The 20,427-nt window shown below is 48.0% G+C and carries 24 protein-coding genes and 2 other annotated features; all 24 genes read left to right on the forward strand.

Annotation, left to right across the window (positions count from 1 at the left end):
• Positions 1-181 precede the first annotated feature (181 nt).
• Entirely contained in the window at positions 182-883 is a 702-nt protein-coding gene (locus tag BLU03_RS11980) for an MgtC/SapB family protein (protein WP_008592455.1), read from the forward strand.
• A 181-nt stretch (positions 884-1,064) separates the two neighbouring features.
• On the forward strand, positions 1,065-1,526 hold the full coding sequence (locus tag BLU03_RS11985; protein WP_008592457.1) for a CtsR family transcriptional regulator: 462 nt from the start codon (positions 1,065-1,067) through the stop codon (positions 1,524-1,526).
• A gap of 18 nt (positions 1,527-1,544) precedes the next feature.
• The gene (locus BLU03_RS11990) at positions 1,545-2,096 is read left to right on the forward strand and encodes a UvrB/UvrC motif-containing protein (RefSeq protein WP_093107998.1); all 552 of its coding nucleotides are present in this window, start codon (positions 1,545-1,547) and stop codon (positions 2,094-2,096) included.
• Positions 2,096-3,166: a protein arginine kinase gene (locus BLU03_RS11995; protein WP_076572543.1), complete on the forward strand. Its 1,071-nt coding sequence runs from the start codon at positions 2,096-2,098 to the stop codon at positions 3,164-3,166. Before BLU03_RS11990 ends, BLU03_RS11995 begins: the two co-directional genes overlap by 1 nt.
• Before the next feature lie 18 nt (positions 3,167-3,184).
• Entirely contained in the window at positions 3,185-5,650 is a 2,466-nt protein-coding gene (gene clpC / locus BLU03_RS12000; RefSeq protein ID WP_076572541.1) for an ATP-dependent protease ATP-binding subunit ClpC, read from the forward strand.
• Between the two features lie 216 nt (positions 5,651-5,866).
• Positions 5,867-7,237 (forward strand): DNA repair protein RadA, encoded by a 1,371-nt coding sequence (gene radA, locus BLU03_RS12005; RefSeq protein ID WP_093108000.1) that lies wholly within the window; start codon positions 5,867-5,869, stop codon positions 7,235-7,237.
• Positions 7,238-7,319: 82 nt separating this feature from the next.
• Positions 7,320-8,426, forward strand: coding sequence for a PIN/TRAM domain-containing protein (locus tag BLU03_RS12010; protein WP_076572539.1), 1,107 nt, complete (start codon positions 7,320-7,322; stop codon positions 8,424-8,426).
• An 85-nt stretch (positions 8,427-8,511) separates the two neighbouring features.
• A complete protein-coding gene (ispD, locus tag BLU03_RS12015; RefSeq protein ID WP_076572537.1) occupies positions 8,512-9,189 on the forward strand; it encodes a 2-C-methyl-D-erythritol 4-phosphate cytidylyltransferase in 678 nt (225 codons plus the stop codon).
• Positions 9,190-9,206: 17 nt separating this feature from the next.
• Positions 9,207-9,692 (forward strand): 2-C-methyl-D-erythritol 2,4-cyclodiphosphate synthase, encoded by a 486-nt coding sequence (gene ispF, locus BLU03_RS12020; RefSeq protein WP_008592474.1) that lies wholly within the window; start codon positions 9,207-9,209, stop codon positions 9,690-9,692.
• Positions 9,693-9,745: 53 nt separating this feature from the next.
• Complete coding sequence (gene gltX / locus BLU03_RS12025) at positions 9,746-11,212, forward strand: glutamate--tRNA ligase (RefSeq protein WP_008592476.1); 1,467 nt, start codon at positions 9,746-9,748, stop codon at positions 11,210-11,212.
• A gap of 1 nt (position 11,213) precedes the next feature.
• Positions 11,214-11,431, forward strand: a binding site (T-box leader).
• A gap of 78 nt (positions 11,432-11,509) precedes the next feature.
• Positions 11,510-12,190: a serine O-acetyltransferase gene (cysE, locus tag BLU03_RS12030; RefSeq protein WP_008592478.1), complete on the forward strand. Its 681-nt coding sequence runs from the start codon at positions 11,510-11,512 to the stop codon at positions 12,188-12,190.
• Positions 12,171-13,571, forward strand: a complete 1,401-nt coding sequence (cysS, locus tag BLU03_RS12035) for a cysteine--tRNA ligase (RefSeq protein WP_093108002.1) — start codon at positions 12,171-12,173, stop codon at positions 13,569-13,571. The genes cysE and cysS overlap by 20 nt, the downstream gene beginning before the upstream one ends.
• A complete protein-coding gene (locus BLU03_RS12040; protein WP_008592482.1) occupies positions 13,568-13,975 on the forward strand; it encodes a Mini-ribonuclease 3 in 408 nt (135 codons plus the stop codon). The genes cysS and BLU03_RS12040 overlap by 4 nt, the downstream gene beginning before the upstream one ends.
• Positions 13,976-14,719, forward strand: a complete 744-nt coding sequence (rlmB, locus tag BLU03_RS12045) for a 23S rRNA (guanosine(2251)-2'-O)-methyltransferase RlmB (protein WP_008592484.1) — start codon at positions 13,976-13,978, stop codon at positions 14,717-14,719.
• 2 nt (positions 14,720-14,721) lie between these two features.
• The gene (locus tag BLU03_RS12050) at positions 14,722-15,231 is read left to right on the forward strand and encodes an NYN domain-containing protein (protein WP_008592485.1); all 510 of its coding nucleotides are present in this window, start codon (positions 14,722-14,724) and stop codon (positions 15,229-15,231) included.
• Between the two features lie 102 nt (positions 15,232-15,333).
• Entirely contained in the window at positions 15,334-15,969 is a 636-nt protein-coding gene (gene sigH, locus BLU03_RS12055; RefSeq protein WP_076572531.1) for an RNA polymerase sporulation sigma factor SigH, read from the forward strand.
• Between the two features lie 70 nt (positions 15,970-16,039).
• The gene (gene rpmG / locus BLU03_RS12060; RefSeq protein WP_008592489.1) at positions 16,040-16,189 is read left to right on the forward strand and encodes a 50S ribosomal protein L33; all 150 of its coding nucleotides are present in this window, start codon (positions 16,040-16,042) and stop codon (positions 16,187-16,189) included.
• A gap of 24 nt (positions 16,190-16,213) precedes the next feature.
• The gene (gene secE, locus BLU03_RS12065; RefSeq protein WP_093108004.1) at positions 16,214-16,387 is read left to right on the forward strand and encodes a preprotein translocase subunit SecE; all 174 of its coding nucleotides are present in this window, start codon (positions 16,214-16,216) and stop codon (positions 16,385-16,387) included.
• Between the two features lie 97 nt (positions 16,388-16,484).
• Positions 16,485-17,027 (forward strand): transcription termination/antitermination protein NusG, encoded by a 543-nt coding sequence (gene nusG / locus BLU03_RS12070; protein ID WP_076572528.1) that lies wholly within the window; start codon positions 16,485-16,487, stop codon positions 17,025-17,027.
• Between the two features lie 141 nt (positions 17,028-17,168).
• Complete coding sequence (gene rplK / locus BLU03_RS12075; protein ID WP_143023837.1) at positions 17,169-17,594, forward strand: 50S ribosomal protein L11; 426 nt, start codon at positions 17,169-17,171, stop codon at positions 17,592-17,594.
• A gap of 189 nt (positions 17,595-17,783) precedes the next feature.
• Positions 17,784-18,479 carry a 50S ribosomal protein L1 gene (gene rplA, locus BLU03_RS12080; RefSeq protein WP_008592498.1) on the forward strand — a complete coding sequence of 232 codons (696 nt, stop codon included), beginning with the start codon at positions 17,784-17,786 and terminating at the stop codon, positions 18,477-18,479.
• A 48-nt stretch (positions 18,480-18,527) separates the two neighbouring features.
• Positions 18,528-18,672, forward strand: a sequence feature (ribosomal protein L10 leader region).
• Positions 18,673-18,707: 35 nt separating this feature from the next.
• Entirely contained in the window at positions 18,708-19,208 is a 501-nt protein-coding gene (gene rplJ, locus BLU03_RS12085) for a 50S ribosomal protein L10 (RefSeq protein WP_076572524.1), read from the forward strand.
• Between the two features lie 33 nt (positions 19,209-19,241).
• Positions 19,242-19,607, forward strand: coding sequence for a 50S ribosomal protein L7/L12 (gene rplL / locus BLU03_RS12090; RefSeq protein WP_008592503.1), 366 nt, complete (start codon positions 19,242-19,244; stop codon positions 19,605-19,607).
• 81 nt (positions 19,608-19,688) lie between these two features.
• Positions 19,689-20,291: a class I SAM-dependent methyltransferase gene (locus BLU03_RS12095; RefSeq protein ID WP_093108032.1), complete on the forward strand. Its 603-nt coding sequence runs from the start codon at positions 19,689-19,691 to the stop codon at positions 20,289-20,291.
• The last annotated feature ends 136 nt before the right edge of the window (positions 20,292-20,427 follow it).

Consider the following 20,427-nt stretch of genomic DNA (forward strand, 5'->3'; position numbering starts at 1 on the left):
TGGTAGTCGGGGTTACCCCCCGCAAGAGTAGGGCGCTGCCACATTGTCAGAAGCCCAGAGGCCACCCCCTCTGGGCTTCTTTTGTATAGGTAAGATCTTTCTCGACCCCTTCTATGATTCAGTCTTATTATGCAGGGGTAGGATATTTAGAGAAGTCGAAACTGGAAAGGCGGGGAGCAGGATGGAAGAATTCAAAGAATTTTTTTCGGGATTTATTGACGAAGACTTTGATATTTTTACGATCAGACTGGTGATTGCACTGTTTCTTTCAGGACTGATAGGTTTTGAAAGAGAACTGAAACGGCACTCTGCCGGATTCCGTACCCACATACTTGTTGGTGTCGGAGCGTGTATTATGATGCTTTTATCCCTATACGGATTTGAAGAATATATCCAGAAATATGACAATATCCGCTTTGATCCTGCCCGCATTCCTTCTTATGTTATCAGCGGAATCGGCTTTCTTGGAGCAGGTACGATTATCGTAAACGGAAGCACCATCCGTGGCCTGACGACAGCCGCTTCTATATGGACAGTTGCGGGGATTGGACTGATTGTCGGAGCAGGAATGTACGACATTGCGGTGCTGGCCACTTTTCTTGTCCTTCTCAGCCTCATCCTGTTGAATAACCTGGAAGAAAAATATCTCAGGCACGTAGCAAAGGGTGCTTATCATCTTACAGTGGCAGACCAGAAAGGTGTAAAGGAGATTTTTGCACTGCTGGAACATCTTGAAGTTGAAATCGAAAAGGTGGAAATCAAAAAAGAAGATCATATCTATATGATTTTGAAATTATCAAAAACAAATACACTGGATGATCAAACCTTGATGGAAGAGTTGGGAAAACTCGACGGGGAAATTTCAGTAATCCACAGATTCTAAAAGCCTGCTGCCGGGCTTTTTTTGTAAAGATAGGATATGGTGATTTGCCGACAAAATGCTTTTAATGGGAGGGTGTTCAGGGAAAGGTTTTATTGCAAACAAAATAGTTGAATGCTTCATGATTTTGAGTATAATAAAATTATAGTCAAAGATAGTCAAAGTCAAAGGAAGGAGGAGGGCCATGCGGAACATATCCGATGTCATCGAAGAATATCTGAAACATATAATCCAGGATAACCCGCATCAGGTCATCGAAATAAAACGTAGTGATCTGGCTGAAAAATTTCAGTGTGTGCCCTCTCAAATCAATTATGTGATTAAGACCCGTTTTACTGTGGAAAAAGGGTATATAGTGGAAAGTAAAAGAGGCGGTGGCGGATATATTCGCATCCGCCGTATTCAGCATCTGGATGAAGCCGATCTCATCGACGAAGTATTACTGCTCATTCAGCCGCAGGTATCCCAGTCTAGAGCTCTGGATATCGTGGAACGGCTGCTTGAAAATAAAGTGATTACGACGAGAGAGTCCGAACTTATTTTGAGCGTTATTGATAGAAATACGTTAGCTTTCCCATTACCGTTCCGTGATGAAATACGATCGAGAGTAATGACGGCTATGTTATCGAAGCTTAAATATAAGTAGAGAAAGGAGTGTGCTTGTATGCAATGTCAGCGCTGTGAGAAGTATCCGGCTACTGTTCATCTGACCCAAGTGATCAACGGTGAAAAAAATGAAGTTCATTTGTGCGACTCCTGTGCCAAGGAACAGGGGTACATGAATCAGGAAGAAGAGAAGTTCTCTCTGAATGATTTGTTGTCCGGACTTTTTCATATGGAAGGCAGCGGAAGTGCCGGAAAGTTATTTCAGGGGAATAAGCAGCAGCAGAAGGAAAGTCTTCAATGTTCCGGATGCGGTCTGACCTATCAGGAATTCACGAAGGCTGGGAAATTCGGCTGTGCCACGTGCTATGAGACGTTCAATGAAAGGCTGGATCCGATTCTGAAACGGGTGCACAGCGGAAATACGACTCACCACGGCAAAGTTCCAAAACGAGCCGGCGGGGATCTGAATCTTCGCAGAGATATTGAGAAACACCGGGAAAAGCTTCATCAGCTTATCAACCAGGAAGAATTCGAGGAAGCTGCCAAGGTAAGGGATGAAATCAGAACACTTGAAGAAGAATTGAACCAGGATAAAGGCGGTGATTCCTGATGTCTCTTGAGAAATTTATGAATGAGGCTATCAGTCCGTGGATGCGGCACGACGGACCGGACAGTGATATTGTACTGAGCAGTCGTATCCGGCTTGCAAGAAACTTCTCTTCCCAGCCATTCCCCACGGTAGCAAGAGGTGAACCGCTGGAGGAGGTCCTTTCCTTCATGGATGAACATTTTACCGATAGTTCTTTCCGTGAATATGAAGGGCTGCAGCTCGTGAAGATGGATGATCTTCAGCCGATAGAAAAAAGGGTGCTCGTAGAGAAGCATCTGGTCAGCCCCCATCTGATTGAAGACAGAGAAAATGCAGCTACCATTATCAGTGAAAATGAACAGGTGTCGATTATGGTCAATGAAGAAGATCATCTTCGCATTCAGCTGTATTTCCCGGGTTTTCAGCTTGATAAAGCTCTGGAACAGGCCTCTCAGCTGGATGACTGGCTTGAAGAGAAAATAGATTACGCCTTTGACGAAGAGCGCGGATATTTGACTGCATGCCCGACAAATGTGGGAACAGGAATGAGGGCCTCTGTCATGATGCACCTGCCCGCGCTCGCCCTCACTAAACAGATTAATCGTATGACTCCTGCAATCAACCAGCTGGGTCTCGTCGTGCGGGGAATATATGGTGAAGGCAGTGAAGCGGTGGGAAATCTTTTTCAGATTTCAAACCAGATTACTCTGGGTAAATCAGAAGAAGACATCGTGGAAGATCTGCACAGCGTTGTGCAGCAGCTCATTGAGCAGGAACGCAAGGCAAGACAGACACTGATGAATCGTTCACCTGTGCAGCTGGAAGATCGTATTTATCGTTCTTATGGTACGCTCAGACACAGCCGGGTCATCACTTCAAAAGAAGCAGCAGGCTGTCTGTCGGATCTTCGTCTCGGTATTGATCTGGATTTTCTGAAAGACATACCGCGCACCATCTTAAATGAACTGATGGTACTGACCCAGCCCGGATTTCTCCAGCAGTACGCAGGAGAATCCCTGGACCCCGAAGACCGGGATATCAAACGGGCGACTCTGATCAGGGAAAGAATAAATCTTGAAGATGATAACTAATGAAGGAGGTAACAAATTATGATGTTTGGCAGATTTACAGAAAGAGCACAAAAAGTACTTGCATTGTCCCAGGAAGAAGCCGTGCGTCTAGGTCACAGTAATATCGGTACGGAACACGTGCTGTTAGGTCTCGTTAAAGAAGGTGAGGGTATTGCAGCGAAAGCGCTGACTGCGCTTGGACTGGAAGCTGAGACCATCCAGACGGAAGTGGAGAACCTGATTGGTGCAGGAGAACAGAAATCCCAGACGATCCACTATACTCCGCGCGCCAAGAAGGTGATTGAGCTTTCCATGGACGAAGCCCGCAAATTGGGGCACTCTTACGTAGGCACGGAACATATTCTTCTCGGTCTGATCCGCGAAGGAGAAGGAGTGGCTGCACGAGTGCTTAACAATCTCGGTGTCAGTCTGAATAAAGCCCGCCAACAGGTACTTCAGCTGCTGGGGAACAATGAATCGACCGGCGGCCAGGGTCGTCGCGGCGGCAACCAGGGCGGTGGAGCTGCTCAGGGCAGCGGTCAAACCACCCCTACACTCGACTCCCTTGCCCAGGACTTGACGTCCGTTGCCAAAGAAGGAAACGTCGACCCGGTCATCGGTCGTAGTGAAGAAATTCAGCGTGTCATACAGGTATTGAGTCGTCGTACGAAAAACAACCCTGTACTCGTCGGGGAGCCGGGTGTCGGTAAAACTGCAGTTGCAGAAGGACTCGCCCAGCAGATCGTGGAAAACGAAGTACCTGAGATTCTGAGGGATAAACGCGTCATGACCCTCGATATGGGTACGGTCGTCGCCGGTACTAAATACCGCGGAGAGTTTGAAGACCGTTTGAAAAAAGTGATGGAAGAGATTCGTCAGGCAGGGAATATCATTCTTTTCATTGACGAATTGCACACACTGATCGGAGCCGGCGGTGCAGAAGGGGCGATTGACGCTTCCAACATTCTGAAACCTTCTCTTGCCCGTGGGGATCTTCAGTGTATCGGCGCCACTACGCTGGATGAGTACCGGAAGTATATCGAAAAAGATGCTGCTCTGGAACGTCGTTTCCAGCCTATCCAGGTGGATGAACCTACGACGGAAGAATCCACACAGATCCTTCAGGGTCTGCGGGACCGTTATGAAGCACACCACAGAGTAACGATTACAGATGAAGCAATCGAATCAGCAGTCCGGTTCTCCGATCGTTATATCACAGACCGTTTCCTTCCGGACAAAGCTATCGATCTCATAGATGAAGCAGCTTCCAAAGTACGCCTCCGTTCATATACGGCTCCACCTAACCTGAAAGAACTGGAGCAGAAACTCGAAGAAGTCCGTAAAGAAAAAGATGCGGCTGTACAGAGTCAGGAATTTGAAAAAGCTGCTTCTCTTCGCGACGACGAACAGAAGTTACGCGAAGAACTGGAAGAAACGCAGAAAAAATGGAAAGAAAAACAGGGACAGGAAGATTCCGAAGTGACTGTCGAAGATATAGCTTCCATCGTCTCGGTCTGGACCGGGGTGCCTGTTAAGAAAATGACTACAGAAGAAAGCGAACAGCTTCTTCACCTCGAAGATACGCTTCACAACCGCGTCATCGGTCAGGAGGAAGCTGTCGATTCCGTGGCTAAGGCGATCCGCCGGGCTCGTGCGGGATTGAAGGACCCTAAACGTCCGATCGGTTCCTTTATTTTCCTGGGTCCGACAGGTGTAGGTAAAACAGAACTGGCCCGCGCTCTCGCTGAAAGCATGTTCGGTGAAGAGGACGCGATGATCCGTGTTGATATGTCCGAATATATGGAAAAACACAGCACGTCCCGTCTCGTAGGTTCTCCTCCGGGGTATGTCGGCTATGAAGAAGGCGGACAGTTAACAGAAAAAGTCCGTCAGAAACCATACTCCGTCGTGCTGCTGGATGAAGTGGAAAAAGCGCACCCGGATGTATTCAACGTACTGCTTCAGGTGCTTGAAGACGGTCGTCTGACGGATGGTAAAGGTCGCGTCGTAGATTTCCGTAACACTGTGCTCATTATGACTTCGAACGTCGGCGCACAGGAATTGAAAGAAAATAAATACGTCGGGTTTTCCATGGGAGACCAGACTCAGGACCACAAAGATATGAAATCGAAAGTGACCGAAGAGCTTAAAAAAGCTTTCCGTCCTGAGTTCCTTAACCGTATCGATGAAACCATCGTTTTCCATGCTCTGGAGAGAAAACACATGAAAGACATTGTGACTCTCATGGCAGACCAGCTCAGAACGCGTCTGCTGGAGCAGGAAATCGACTTTACACTTTCGGATAAAGCCATCTCCCATATTGCCGAAGAAGGATTCGATCCGGAATATGGTGCGAGACCGCTTCGTCGTTCACTGCAGAAGAACGTGGAAGATCTGCTGTCCGAGGAACTGTTGAAAGAGTCGATCCACAAAGGACAGAAAGTGGTCATCGATCTTGATGAAAACAATGAATTCGTAGTATCCACAGCAACTTCAGAAGCTTAAGTATGAATCGGAAGGCGTATGCCTTCCGATTTTTTGTTTATTCCCTCATAATTATACAAAGAGGAAGAGGCTGCATGTTTCTCTCCCGTGCGCCCCGAACTTATATTCTGCAGGCTCTTTTTTAAAGGCCGGGGTGATTTTTAATGAAATTGAAACGGGGATGAAACTTATATATAAGAAATCCCGTATATAATATACAGTAAGGAGAGATGTAAGGTGGCGAAGAAGAAGACGATATTTGTCTGTCAGGAGTGTGGAAACGAATCTCCTAAATGGATGGGGAAGTGTCCGGCGTGCGGACGCTGGAATACTTTCGTGGAGGAAACAGCGATTACAGGGAAGAATGATCGCCACACGTTTCAGGTCGACAAGGATAGCAGATCGAAACCGGAGCGCATCACGTCTATCGCATTGAAAGAAGAATCGAGGATAGAGACGGCGATGCCGGAGTTTAACCGGGTGCTCGGCGGGGGTATTGTAGGAGGTTCGATGGTTTTAATAGGCGGTGATCCGGGTATTGGAAAATCGACCCTCTTACTTCAGGTCTCCTCTCAGTTAGCGGACAAGAACCTTCCCGTCCTGTACATTTCCGGTGAAGAATCGACGAAGCAGACGAAGCTTCGTGCAGACCGTTTAAACGTTACATCGGATCAGTTGTACATTCTCGCAGAAACGAACCTCGAGCATATCGTCGCTCATATAGAGACGGTGCAGCCGAAATTTCTGGTGGTCGACTCTATTCAGACGGTATATAAGGAAGAGGTCACTTCCGCGCCGGGAAGCGTGTCCCAGGTTCGTGAATGTACGAGTGAACTGATGAGAATCGCCAAAACAAAAGGTATCCCCGTGTTCATCGTCGGGCACGTAACAAAAGAAGGATCCATCGCCGGCCCCCGTCTGCTCGAACATATGGTTGATGCCGTCCTTTATTTTGAGGGGGAGCAGCACAACACTTTCCGGATCGTCAGAAGCGTGAAGAACCGCTTCGGCGGCACGCATGAAATGGGGATCTTCGAAATGAAGGAATCGGGTCTCGAAGAAGTATTAAACCCTTCGGAGATATTTCTCGAAGAACGATCCAAAGGTACGGCCGGGTCAACGGTAGTTGCATCGATGGAGGGAACAAGACCTGTGCTCGTGGAGATTCAGGCTCTCATTTCCCCCACGGCTTTCGGGAACCCGAGAAGAATGGCTACCGGGCTCGATCACAGCAGAGTTCCTCTTCTTATGGCCGTACTGGAAAAACGAGCAGGTCTGCTCCTCCAGAACTACGACGCGTACGTGAAAGTGGCCGGAGGCGTGAAGCTGGATGAGCCGGCGATTGACCTCGGAGTCGCAGTGAGTATTGCTTCGAGTTTTCGTGATCAGGTGCCGAAAGCAACGGATATCCTTATCGGGGAAGTAGGACTTACCGGTGAGATCAGGCGCGTATCCCGTATTGAACAAAGAGTACAGGAAGCGGCCAAACTCGGGTTTTCCCGGGCAGTCATCCCTTCAAGAAACCTGGAAGGCTGGACTGTACCGGATAATATAGAAGTGATTGGTGTGGAAACGATCAAAGAAGCGATGGACGCAACCCTGGAGTAGGGGTTGTGTTCCACGTGAAACATCGTAACACGAGAGAGATGCAGTATTTTGGAAGAACTTTTTTTAAAAGGAGGTGAAGAGAATGTTAAAACGTGTTGTACAGTTATCCCTTATTCTTACGGGAGGTACTATCGGGTATTTGTATTTGCCGGAAGCATTTACAGCTTTCGGGTGGGAAATTGAACCTTGGCTTCAGCAGATATTAGGTGCAGTAGCAGGTGCATTAATTCTATTCTTATTAACGTTCTGGTTAGTTTCCCCGATTGTAAAATTTCTTAAATGGACAGAGGATGCGCTGGTCAGGGCACCGGTGGGCGAGTTGTTATTCGGAAGTCTGGGGCTCATTTTCGGGTTATTCGTAGCGTATTTAATCAATACGATGCTTATTGATATTGAAATAAAGATCATCAGCCAGCTGCTTCCGATTTTCATAACTCTTCTTCTCGGATACTACGGGTTTCAGATCGGGTACAAGAGGAAGGACGAATTTCTCAACCTTTTGACGATTGCGAGAAAAGAAAATACGTCGGAAAGCAGGAAGAAAGAAGAAGCGGCATCTACGGAGAAAAACGAACAGGTGCCCCGGAAAAAAATCCTCGATACGAGTGTGATTATCGACGGGAGAATAGCCGATATTTGTGAATCCAATTTTCTGGAGGGGACGCTGGTCATTCCCCACTTCGTCCTGGAAGAACTTCAGCATATTGCAGATTCTTCCGACGGACTAAAACGGAACAGAGGGCGACGGGGTCTCGATATCCTGAATCGTCTGCAGCGGGACGTTCCTGTGAACGTTGAAATGTATGAAGGAGACTTCGAGGAAATTCAGGAAGTCGACAGTAAACTGGTCAAACTGGCTAAAGTCATAGACGGTATCGTCGTCACCAATGATTTTAACCTGAATAAAGTATGCGAATTCCAGGGTGTGCAGGTACTCAACATCAATGACCTGGCGAATGCTGTGAAACCGGTAGTGCTTCCGGGAGAAGAAATGAAGGTGCACGTCATCAAAGACGGTAAAGAGCAGAATCAGGGAGTTGCGTATCTGGATGACGGAACGATGATCGTCGTCGAGGAAGGGAAAAGTTTTATCGGCGATACGATTGATGTAATCGTTACGAGCGTCCTTCAGACTTCAGCCGGCCGGATGATTTTCGCAAAACCTAAATCCCTTGAAAAAGCGCTGTAAAAAAGGTATAAACGAATAAGAGATTATAAAAGTGATAACATCGGGTTATCGCTTTTATTTTGGAATCGACACCCGGAGGATGGACATGACACATTATACAGCAGTAATCGTTGCAGCAGGACAGGGAAAACGGATGAGAGCGGGAAAGAACAAACAGTTTCTCATGATCGGGGACGACCCGTTAATCGTACACACGCTGAAAGTCTTCACCCAGGACGTAACGTGCAGGGAAATAGTTCTGGTGACGAACGAGGCGGATGAAGCGGATATGCAGGAGTTGATAGAGACGTATCAGTTTCCGAAGATTAGCCTCATCCACGGCGGAGAGGAACGGCAGGATAGCGTTTATGAAGGTTTGAAAGCCGTCTCCGACCGGGAATTACCGGTCCTCATTCACGACGGTGCCAGGCCTTTTGTTAAGGAAAGCAGCATCCGTCATCTCGTGGAGAAGATTGAAAAAGACGGGGCAGCTCTACTGGCTGTTCCGGTAACGGATACGGTTAAACAATGGAAAGACGGAAAATTGCAGACGCTGAACCGGGATGACTTATGGGCAGCGCAGACACCTCAGGGTTTTCCGTACGAATTGATTAAGGAAGCTCACGAAAAGGCCCGGGCCAGAGGATTTTATGCCACTGATGATGCGGCGCTCGCAGAAAGCTTCGACTATGACGTCTCCATCGTACGGGGAAGTTACGATAACATTAAAATAACGACTCCCGAAGATCTGCAAAAAGCGACGTCGTATGTAGAAAAGGGATGAAGGAGGCAATTTATCAAATGAGAATTGGTCAAGGATTCGATGTACATCAGCTGGCCGAGGGAAGAAAATGTATTATCGGCGGGGTGGAAATTCCGCACGAACAGGGACTTATCGGTCATTCGGATGCCGACGTACTGCTTCATGCTGTATCAGATGCCATCCTCGGAGCGCTCGGCAAGGGCGACATCGGGAAACATTTTCCGGACACGGACCCGGCGTTCAAAGATGCCGACTCGCGGGTATTGCTGCAGAATGTATGGAAAATAGCGGAAAAAGAAGGCTACACTCTCGGTAATCTGGATGCGACGATTATCGCCCAGGCACCGAAGATGGCCCCTTACATCGATGACATAAGAAAGACGATTGCCGGTCTTTTGAAAGTGGAGATCTCCCAGGTCAATGTAAAAGCGACAACAACCGAAAAGCTGGGCTTTCCGGGCCGGAAGGAAGGAATCGCCTCGCAGGCAGCCGTACTGTTGCAAAATAGTCAGCAATCTACGTAAAAAAATGATAAAATGATAAAAAGACGAACGGAGAAACAGGAGGGAAAAGCAGTATGACTAAAGAGGTGAGAGTAAGGTACGCACCGAGCCCGACCGGATACCTGCACATCGGGAACGCGCGGACTGCTCTATTCAACTATTTGTATGCCAAACATAACGACGGGACTTTCGTTATAAGAATCGAAGATACCGATGCAAAAAGAAACGTGGAAGGTGGAGAACAGAGTCAGCTCGATTTCCTGAAATGGCTCGGAATCGAGTGGGATGAAGGTGCCGGTCACGGTGGAGAGTATGGGCCGTACCACCAGATGCAGCGTCTTCACATCTATCAGCAGTACGTGGATGAACTTCTGGAGAAAGATCTCGCCTACAAGTGTTACGTTACCGCGGAAGAACTCGAGGAAGAAAGGGAAGCGCAGAGAGCCCGGGGCGAAGTCCCTAAATATTCGGGAGCTCACAGCAACCTTACTCAGGAAGAACGGGAACAGTTCGAAGCCGAGGGCAGGGAGCCGAGTATCCGTCTACGCGTTCCGAAAGATAAAACGTATACGTTCACTGATATTGTGCGTGGCGACATTTCTTTTGATTCCAGCGATTTCGGTGACTGGGTAATCGTTAAGAAAAATGGCACACCTACGTACAACTTTGCCGTAGCCATCGACGACTACCTGATGAAAATCTCTCACGTGCTGCGCGGAGAAGAGCACATTTCCAACACACCGAAACAGATGATGGTATATGAGGCTTTCGGCTGGACCCCGCCTCAGTTCGGTCACATGACCCTGATTCTGAACGAAGAAAGGAAAAAGCTCAGTAAGCGTGATCAGCATATTCTTCAGTTCATCAGCCAGTACTACGAACGCGGCTATCTGCCGGACGCCCTGTTCAACTTTATTACACTTCTCGGCTGGTCCCCGGTAGGAGAAGAGGAAATATTCTCTCCTGAAAAACTGATCGAGATCTTTGATGAAGACCGTCTCTCCACTTCTCCGGCAGTATTCGACCCGGCGAAACTCAAGTGGATGAACAACCAGTACATTAAGAACCTCTCGTTTGAAGAAATACTGGAGCTTACGATCCCTCATCTTGAAAAAGACGGGAAGGTTTCGACGGACCGGTCTGCGGAGGATCAGAAATGGACGGAGGAACTGATCAGTCTGTATCAGCCTCAGTTGAATTACGGAGCGGAAATCACCGAGCTGACCGAACTGTTTTTCCGGGAAACGATCGATTATGATGAAGAAGCGATGGAAGTTCTCCGCGGCGAGCAGGTTCCGGAAGTGCTGGAGGCGTTCAAACGTAACCTCGAACAGCTCGAGGAATTCACTCCGGAAAATATTAAGCCGCAGATGAAAGCAGTTCAGAAGGAAACAGGTCACAAAGGCAAGAAACTGTTCATGCCGATCCGGGTAGCCACTACCGGGCAGACCCACGGTCCCGAGCTTCCGAACGCGATTCATCTCCTCGGGTATGATACAGTGACAGCAAGACTTGAAAAAGCACTGGACGAATTGAAATAAAGAAAAAACCCTGACGGGGAGAAGTAGGGACATATCTCTTACCCAGAGAGAACCGGTACAGCTGAGAACGGTTTTAAGAGAATGTCCCGAAATGCACCCCTGAGTCTTCCGTCGAACCTGCAGTAGACGAAGCGGCACCTTCCCGTTATAGAAGTGAGAGGGAGGAACAGTCAGACTGTTCTTCCAAACAGAGTGGAACCACGCGGAAGCGTCTCTGTGCTTAAAGGCACAGGGACGCTTTTTTTCGACAGAAGAATTATGACACGGATTCATAGAATAGTGCGAAGGAGGGAAATGATGGGGAAATTAAAAATGTTCAAAGAAGATGTCGAAGTGGTTTTTGACCAGGACCCTGCTGCCCGTTCTTACTGGGAAGTGATTCTTACTTATGCAGGTCTGCACGCCATCTGGTCTCATAGAATCGCACACGGCCTCTACAAAAAGAAATTCTTCTTTCTGGCGAGAGTCATCTCGCAGATCAGCCGTTTTTTCACCGGAATTGAAATTCATCCCGGAGCGACGATAGGGAGACGGTTTTTCATCGACCACGGTATGGGAGTGGTGGTCGGAGAGACTTGTGAAATCGGGAATAACGTCTCGATCTTCCAGGGAGTCACACTCGGCGGTACAGGTAAGGAGAAAGGCAAGCGTCACCCCACTCTTGAAGATAACGTGCTTGTCGCTACAGGAGCCAAAGTGCTCGGCTCCATTACGATCGGCAAAAATTCAAAAGTCGGAGCCGGATCCGTCGTGCTTCATGAAGTGCCCGAGAATTCCACAGTAGTCGGAATACCGGGACGGGTCGTTATCCGGAACGGGGAAAAAGTGGAAGGGAAAAGGAAAGACCTGGATCACCACAAACTGCCGGACCCCGTCTACGATCGCCTGAATGAAATAGAGCAGGAAATCAAGGAGATGTGCGAAGAATTGAATATCGAGAGAAAAAGGAGTGAGGACCATGAGTATAAAGATTTATAATACGCTCACAAGACAGAAGGAAACGTTTGAACCGCTCGAAGAAGGCAAGGTGAAGATGTACGTCTGCGGCCCGACCGTATACAACTACATTCATATCGGAAACGCGCGCCCTGCGATCGTTTTCGATACTGTCCGCCGTTATTTTGAATACCGGGGCTATGAAGTGATCTATGTTCTGAACTTTACGGACGTGGATGACAAACTGATCAAAGCCGCCAATGAGCTCGGAGAAGAAGTGCCGGCGATTGCGGACCGCTTTATTGAGGCTTACAAGGAAGACGTGGGTGCATTAGGTGTGAAAGAAGCGGTTCACCACCCGCGCGTCACCGAAAATATGGACGAAATTATAACGTTTATCGATAGTCTGATCAGCAAAGGGTACGCCTATGAAACAGAGGGCGACGTTTACTTCCGGACGCGTAAGTTTGATGAATACGGAAAACTTTCCCAGCAGCCGATCGACGAACTGCAGTCCGGGTCACGGATCGAAGTCGGTGAGAAGAAAGAGGACCCGCTCGACTTCGCTCTCTGGAAAGAAGCGAAGGATGGGGAAATCAGCTGGGAAAGCCCGTGGGGGACAGGACGTCCGGGCTGGCATATCGAATGCTCCACGATGGCGAAAAAATATCTTGGAGATACGATCGATATCCATGCCGGAGGACAGGATCTAACTTTCCCTCACCACGAAAACGAAATTGCCCAGTCGGAAGCACATAATGAGACGGATTTCGCCCGTTACTGGATGCATAACGGTTATATCAATATTGAGAATGAAAAAATGTCCAAGTCGCTAGGGAATTTCGTCCTCGCACATGATCTGGTTAAAAAGCACGATCCTCAGATGATCCGCTTTTTCATGCTTAGTGTACAATACCGCCATCCGATCAATTTCAGCGCGGAACTTCTTGAAAGCGCAAAAAGCGGGTTCGAACGCATCCGGAACGCTTATGAAAATGTGAAACACAGGAAGAAGACCAGCATGAGTCTTACGAATGACAAAGACGAGTGGATGGAGGAAACGGAGCGTCTGAGACAGTCTTTTATCAAAGAAATGGACGACGACTTCAATACCGCGAATGCCATTTCCGTGCTGTTTGATATAGCGAAATCCGCGAACCTGTACCAGCAGAAAGAACAGACGGATGAAGAAGTGCTGGAAGCTTACGCCACGCTTCTCGAAGACCTTACCGGAGTGCTCGGCCTTGAAATTGATGCTGCCGATGAGCTTCAGGATGAGGAAGTGGATGCAAAGATACAGGAGCGGGAACAGGCGAGAAAAGACCGCAATTTCGCCAGAGCCGACCAGCTTCGTGACGAGCTGAAAGAAAGAGGGATCGCGCTTGAGGATACACCGCAGGGGCCGAGGTGGAAAAGGGGATGAGCCGTATCACTAATGCTCATCAGATGAAAAGTCTGGCTCTCGCCTACATGGGGGACACTGTCCATGACCTGTACGTGCGGGAGCACCTGCTTCAAAAAGGGACCATACGTCCGCAGGAGCTGCATCAGACGGCTGTGCGATTCGTATCGGCAGGTGCACAGGCTCACGTTGCGAAAGAATGGATGGAGGACGAAGCGCTTGACGAGCAGGAAGCGGACGTCTTCCGCCGGGGCAGGAATGCCAAGTCCGGCTCCATCCCGAAAAACACGGACGTCCGCACGTATCGTCTCGCGACAGCTTTTGAAGCTGTCCTCGGCTATCTTTATCTGGACGGTGACGAAGATCGGCTTTTTGAACTCGTCTCCGGTGCGATTACCACTATCGAAGAAAAGGAGGGGATTTAGATGAGCGGAGAATGGATTACAGGCAAGAATGCCGTTCTGGAAGCTTTGAAAGCGGAACGACCTATTAATAAAATTTTCATTTCCGATCAGTTACAGCAGCAGGCGGCGAAAAAATTCGAAGCAGCTGCGAAAAATAACAACATACTGGTCCAGCGGGTGCCTAAACAAAAAATCGATCAGCTGGTGGACGGGAATCACCAGGGGGTGGCTGCTTCCGTAGCGGCCTATGAGTACAGCGATATGGAAGACCTTTTCTCCCTGGCTGCCGAAAGAGGAGAGGAGCCGTTCTTTCTTATTCTCGACGAGCTGGAAGACCCGCATAACTTAGGGTCGATCATCCGCACGGCAGATGCTTCCGGGGCTCACGGAGTAATCATTCCGAAACGTCGTTCTGTCGGGCTGACGGCTGTCGTGGCCAAAACTTCCGCCGGAGCGGTCGAACATGTGCCGGTCGTAAGAGTGACAAATCTGGCCAGAACCATCGATGAACTGAAAGAAAGATTCGTCTGGGTTGTGGGCACTGCCGCGGACGGCGCTGAGGATTACCGCGAACTGGATGGTACGCTCCCACTGGCACTTGTTATCGGGAACGAAGGAAAGGGGATAAGTCGTCTCACCAAAGAAAAATGCGACTGGCTCGTCCGTCTGCCGATGACCGGGCACGTCGAGTCACTGAACGCTTCTGTCTCCGCATCTCTTCTGATGTATGAAGTGTACCGGAATCGTTACCCGGCGGGGAAATAAATATGAATATCCTGCTGGTTGACGGTTACAACATGATTGGTGCCTGGCCGGAGTTGAAGGAACTGCGGGATCACGATCTCTCCGGTGCCCGGGACCTGCTCATCGGAATGCTTGCGGAGTATCAGTCCTACAGAGGGGAAAGGGTCATCGTGGTTTTTGATGCGTACCACGTCAGAGGAATGGAACGTAAGCAGCAGAGCGCCAAAATCGAAGTCATTTATACGAAAGAGAACGAAACGGCGGATGAGCGGATCGAGAAACTGTCCGGAGAACTGAACGACGTACGGACGAAAGTGTACGTCGCTACTTCCGATTACGCCCAGCAACGGGTCATTTTCGCCCAGGGGGCCTACCGGATTTCCGCCCGGGAACTGTACATCGATATCGGAAATGCCCGTAAGGCAATCGAGGAAGATGTATCCGAACGAACAAAAAAAACAAAAGCTTCCAAAATCCAGCTGAAGGAAGAGGTGCGCGACGCTTTCGAAAAATGGAGACGGGGAAACCACTGAAACGCGTGTTGACGGGAAGTAAGCGCTTCCTATATAATATTCCTATATTTAGGAAGTGCGGTTTGAAAATCCTGATTCAATCTAGGAGGCAGAGGGACGGGCATGAAAACACTTCAATTGCAGGATCTGAATGATGAGCAGCTTCTTGCTCACATCACCCAGGGTAATAGTGAAGCTTTAAACTATCTGATCCAGAAATACAAAGGATTTGTCCGTGCAAAAGCGAGGACATACTTCCTCATCGGTGCTGACCGGGAGGATATCATCCAGGAGGGGATGATTGGTCTTTATAAAGCTATCCGTGATTACCAGGGGGATAAACTTTCTTCTTTCCGGGCGTTTGCGGAGCTTTGTATCACGAGGCAGATCATCACGGCCATCAAAGCCGCTACCCGTCAGAAACACATCCCGCTCAATTCATACGTATCCCTTGATAAACCGGTGTTCGATGAAGAATCGGACCGGACGCTTCTCGATGTACTTATGGGATCGCACGCAATTGATCCCGAAGAGATGATGATACATAGGGAACGATTTACGGATATAGAGAAAAGAATCGAAGAAGTGCTCAGCAAACTTGAGAAGGAAGTGCTCGCTCTGTATCTGGATGGGGATTCCTATCAGGAAATATCCGCGAAAATCAACCGTCACGTAAAATCGATCGATAATGCTCTTCAGCGTGTGAAGAAGAAAATGGAGAAATACACAGAAGCCGAAGAGTTAGCTCTTCAGGGATAATTGACACTCTATTTTAACCGTGCTACATTAGTGAGAGTGACTAAAACCTCTTTATAAGGGGACGTTTATAGTGAGAAGAAAAATTGTTCTGGCTTGTAAGGAATGCTCCAGCCGAAACTATTCAACCGAAAAGAAGTCCGGCAGTAGTGAGGAACGGTTGACAGCGCGCAAGTTCTGCAGCAACTGCAACGAACATACGCTGCACCGGGAGACGAAGTAAGATGGAGTTTGGGGGTGTCACCGCATGTTTACATTTTTGAAAAACGTATCGCGCGAAATGAAAAAAGTCAGCTGGCCCACCGGTAATGAACTGATGCGCTACACGGTTACGGTTCTTGTGACCGTAGCTTTCATAGCTGTGTTCTTCGGTATCGTAGATTTTGGTATTTCCCAGGGTCTGGAACTGATCACAGGATAAAGGAAAATAAACTATGCATGGAAAACCCGTTCGCGGGTTTTTTCCAGTTAAATTAAGAAGATAAGGGAGGGAAGGACAAAGCGCTTGTCCCCACCACATGGAAAAAAGATGGTATGTTGTCCACACTTACTCAGGATATGAGAATAAGGTTCGGACTAATTTAGAAAAACGTGTCGAGTCAATGGGTATGGAAGATAAGATCTTCCGTGTCATTGTTCCTGAAGAAGACGAAACGGAAATCAAGAACGGAAAACGGAAAGTTACGAAGAAAAAGGTCTTCCCGGGATACGTGCTCGCAGAAATGGTTATGACGGATGATTCCTGGTACGTTGTTCGTAACACCCCCGGTGTAACAGGGTTCGTCGGGTCGACCGGCTCTGGATCGAAACCCATCCCTCTCCTGCCGGAAGAGGCGGAACGTGAACTGAAGCGTATGGGGATGAAAGAACCGTCCAATGTGGAAGTGGATTTTGAAGTGAACGAGCACGTGAAAGTCAACGATGGACCGTTCGCCAATTTCACCGGTACGATTGAAAATCTGGACGTGGACAAACAAAAAGTTAAAGTCCACGTAAACATGTTCGGACGGGAAACCCCGGTCGAACTCGAATTCTCTCAGATTGAGAAGCTGACGGATTAATAAAATTCTTCTTGCAAAAAAACAGGAAGAATGATAAAATTTCTATGTTATTCACATGCCCTAAGCTAACGGGGGTTCATGGATAAAGAGTGGGAGGGGAAACCCCGTAACCACATCACGGACTTTAAGGAGGTGTGTCTCGTGGCTAAAAAAGCAATAGATGTAGTAAAACTTCAAATTCCTGCAGGTAAAGCGAACCCAGCACCGCCAGTAGGTCCTGCACTAGGTCAGGCTGGTATCAACATCATGGGATTCTGTAAGGAATTCAACGCTCGTACACAAGATGAAGCGGGTATGATCATTCCGGTAGAAATTACGGTATTTGAAGACCGTTCATTTACATTCGTAACGAAAACTCCGCCAGCTGCCGTTCTTCTTAAGAAAGCAGCAGGAATCGACTCCGGTTCCGGGGAGCCGAACCGTAACAAAGTAGGTTCTGTGAAACGCGATCAAATTCGTGAAATCGCAGAAACGAAAATGCCTGATCTTAACGCTTCTGACGTTGATTCTGCAATGCGTATGGTCGAAGGTACCGCGCGCAGTATGGGACTTTCTGTCGAAGACTGATCCCGGTCGGGTAAGAACTGATAAACACAGGTTGCGAGTGGAAGAGTCTCTTCTTTCGCAACCTTTATCGTGTTAAAAGAAAAACCTGTACCTGAACGTACAGGGGGCTTCTCCTTCTTCCTGAAGGAAGGGAGAGAAGTTTAACCGTGGGAGGTCTAACCGCTAAAACCACAACGAGGAGGAAAAGAAATGGCTAACAAATCAAAAAGACAACGTGAAATTGAAAAGCTCGTTGATACTTCGAACGCATATGAAACAAGTGAAGCTATCAGTCTTGTGAAACAGACTGCGAAAGCTAACTTTGATGAAACAGTAGAAGCTGCTTTTCGTCTGGGTGTAGACCCTAAAAAAGCAGACCAGCAAATCCGCGGGGCAATGGTATTGCCGCACGGTACCGGTAAAACACAGCGTGTTCTCGTTTTCGCTAAAGGCGACAAAGCTAAAGAAGCGGAAGCGGCAGGTGCCGACTTTGTAGGAGAGCAGGATCTTATCAACAGTATCAACCAGGGATGGTTCGACTTTGATGTAGTGGTCGCTACTCCTGACATGATGGCAGAAGTAGGGAAACTTGGTCGTGTACTTGGACCAAAAGGACTTATGCCTAACCCTAAAACCGGAACAGTTACCTTCGAAATCGAAAAAGCTGTTCAGGAAATCAAAGCCGGTAAAGTAGAATACCGCGTTGATAAATCTGCGAATATCCACGTTCCAATCGGTAAAGCATCTTTCGACGAGTCGAAACTCAAAGAGAACTTCGACGCCCTTAGAGAAGAACTTCTTAAAGTGAAGCCTCAGGCGACGAAAGGTATTTACATGAAGAACGCTGCTGTATCTGCAACTATGGGTCCTGGAATCAAGGTCGACATTTCCGGCTCTTCCAAGTAATTATTCCTTGACTTTCCGGTTCAGATCAGATATGATAATCGTTGTTATATAAATGTATACGTTGTACCGTAGACAGCAGGTGCGCCCCGGGCGCTTAATTTCCTGCCGAGGTGTTCGCTTATAAACAGGCAGGTTTTCCTGCTTTATGAGGAGCCTCCATGTCTCGGTGCATGGAGGCTTTTTCTTTGCACCGGACGGTATGATGGCAGTTTATTAGGAGGTGGAACAATGAGCAAAGTAATTGAGCAGAAACAGCAGGTCGTCTCTGAAATTGCTGATAAGTTCCGCAATAGCAAAGCTGCAGTACTTGTAGATTACCGCGGTTTGAACGTCGCGGCAGCAACAGAACTTCGTGCTAACTTGCGCGAAGCAGGCGTTGACTTCAAAGTCTACAAGAACACGATGGTTCGTCGTGCAACTGCAGACGCAGATCTTACAGAACTTGATGAGGTTCTTGTAGGTCCGACTGCTCTTGCGTTCAGTGAAGAGGACGTTGTAGCTCCTGCGAAAGTTTTGAACAACTTCGCTAAAGAGCACCCGAACCTCGAAATCAAAGGCGGCGTCGTCGAAGGTCAGGTGGCGACACTTGAACAGATTCAGGAACTTGCAACCCTTCCGGATTACGAAGGACTTGTAGCTATGTTCTTGAGTGTACTGCAGGCGCCAGTGCGTAACCTTGCATATGCCACTCAGGCTATTGCTGATCAAAAAGAAGAAGAGAGTGCGTAAGTACTACTCAACATCTATTAAGGAGGAAATATCATGAGTAACGAACAAATTATCGAAGCAATCAAAGAAATGTCCGTTCTTGAACTAAACGACCTTGTAAAAGCAATCGAAGAAGAATTTGGTGTATCTGCAGCAGCTCCAGTAGCAGCAGCAGGCGCAGCAGGTGGCGAAGAAGCTGCTGAAGAGCAGACTGAATTCGACGTAGTTCTTGAAAACCCTGGAAGTTCCAAAATCAAAGTTGTTAAAGCGGTCCGCGAAGCAACTGGTCTTGGTCTTAAAGAAGCGAAAGACCTCGTTGATAACGCTCCTAAGCCTATCAAAGAAGGTATTGCTAAAGAAGACGCTGACGAGCTTAAAGCTACACTTGAAGAAGCAGGAGCTACAATCGAAGTTAAGTAATAAGTGCCCTGTGATGAAAGCCCGCTGTTTCCGGCGGGCTTTTATTTATCTCCGGAATTCCTGCAGAGAGAGGGTGACTATATGACAGAACATTACTATTCCAGAAATACGTCTAAAAAAAGTGAAAGGAAAAAATGGAGTGTGACACTGCAAGGGAAGTCATTCACATTTTTTTCCGACCACGCTGTATTTTCCAAAGACGGTGTCGACTTCGGTTCCAGAACACTGGCGGAAACATTCCAACCCCCGGAGGTGGAGGGGGATATCCTGGATATCGGCTGCGGTTATGGCCCGATCGGCCTCGCGCTTGCATCTGAAAGCCCGGCCCGCTCGGTAGTGATGGTGGACGTGAACGCACGGGCGCTGGAACTTGCAAAGGTCAATGCGGAAGAGAACAGGATAAACAATGTTGAAATCATTGAGAGTGATGGTGCGGAAGCAGTAGAAGACCGTACGTTTGCAGCCGCTGTTACCAACCCGCCGATACGTGCCGGGAAAAAGACGGTTCACCGTATCTTTGAAGAGGCGGAACATGTGCTGAAGGAAGGCGGAGAATTATGGGTCGTAATCCAGAAGAAACAGGGGGCGCCCTCCGCAGAAACAAAATTGAAAGAGCTTTTCAAAGAAGTCCATCTGATCCGGAAGAATAAAGGGTACTACATTTTTAAAGCAAAAAAGGTTTGACCCGCATTTCGGTTTGTGATAGTATAATAAAATGCCGGTATAAAAGATACGTGTCAAGTGTTTTTTTATTTTCCGGAAAACTACAACTGAAAATGTATGTAAGGTATGAGGTTTTCGAAAGAAGTAGAGGAGGCAA

Origin of the sequence: Salimicrobium album (assembly GCF_900107115.1) — a bacterium.
GTDB classification, from domain to species: domain Bacteria; phylum Bacillota; class Bacilli; order Bacillales; family Halobacillaceae; genus Salimicrobium; species Salimicrobium album.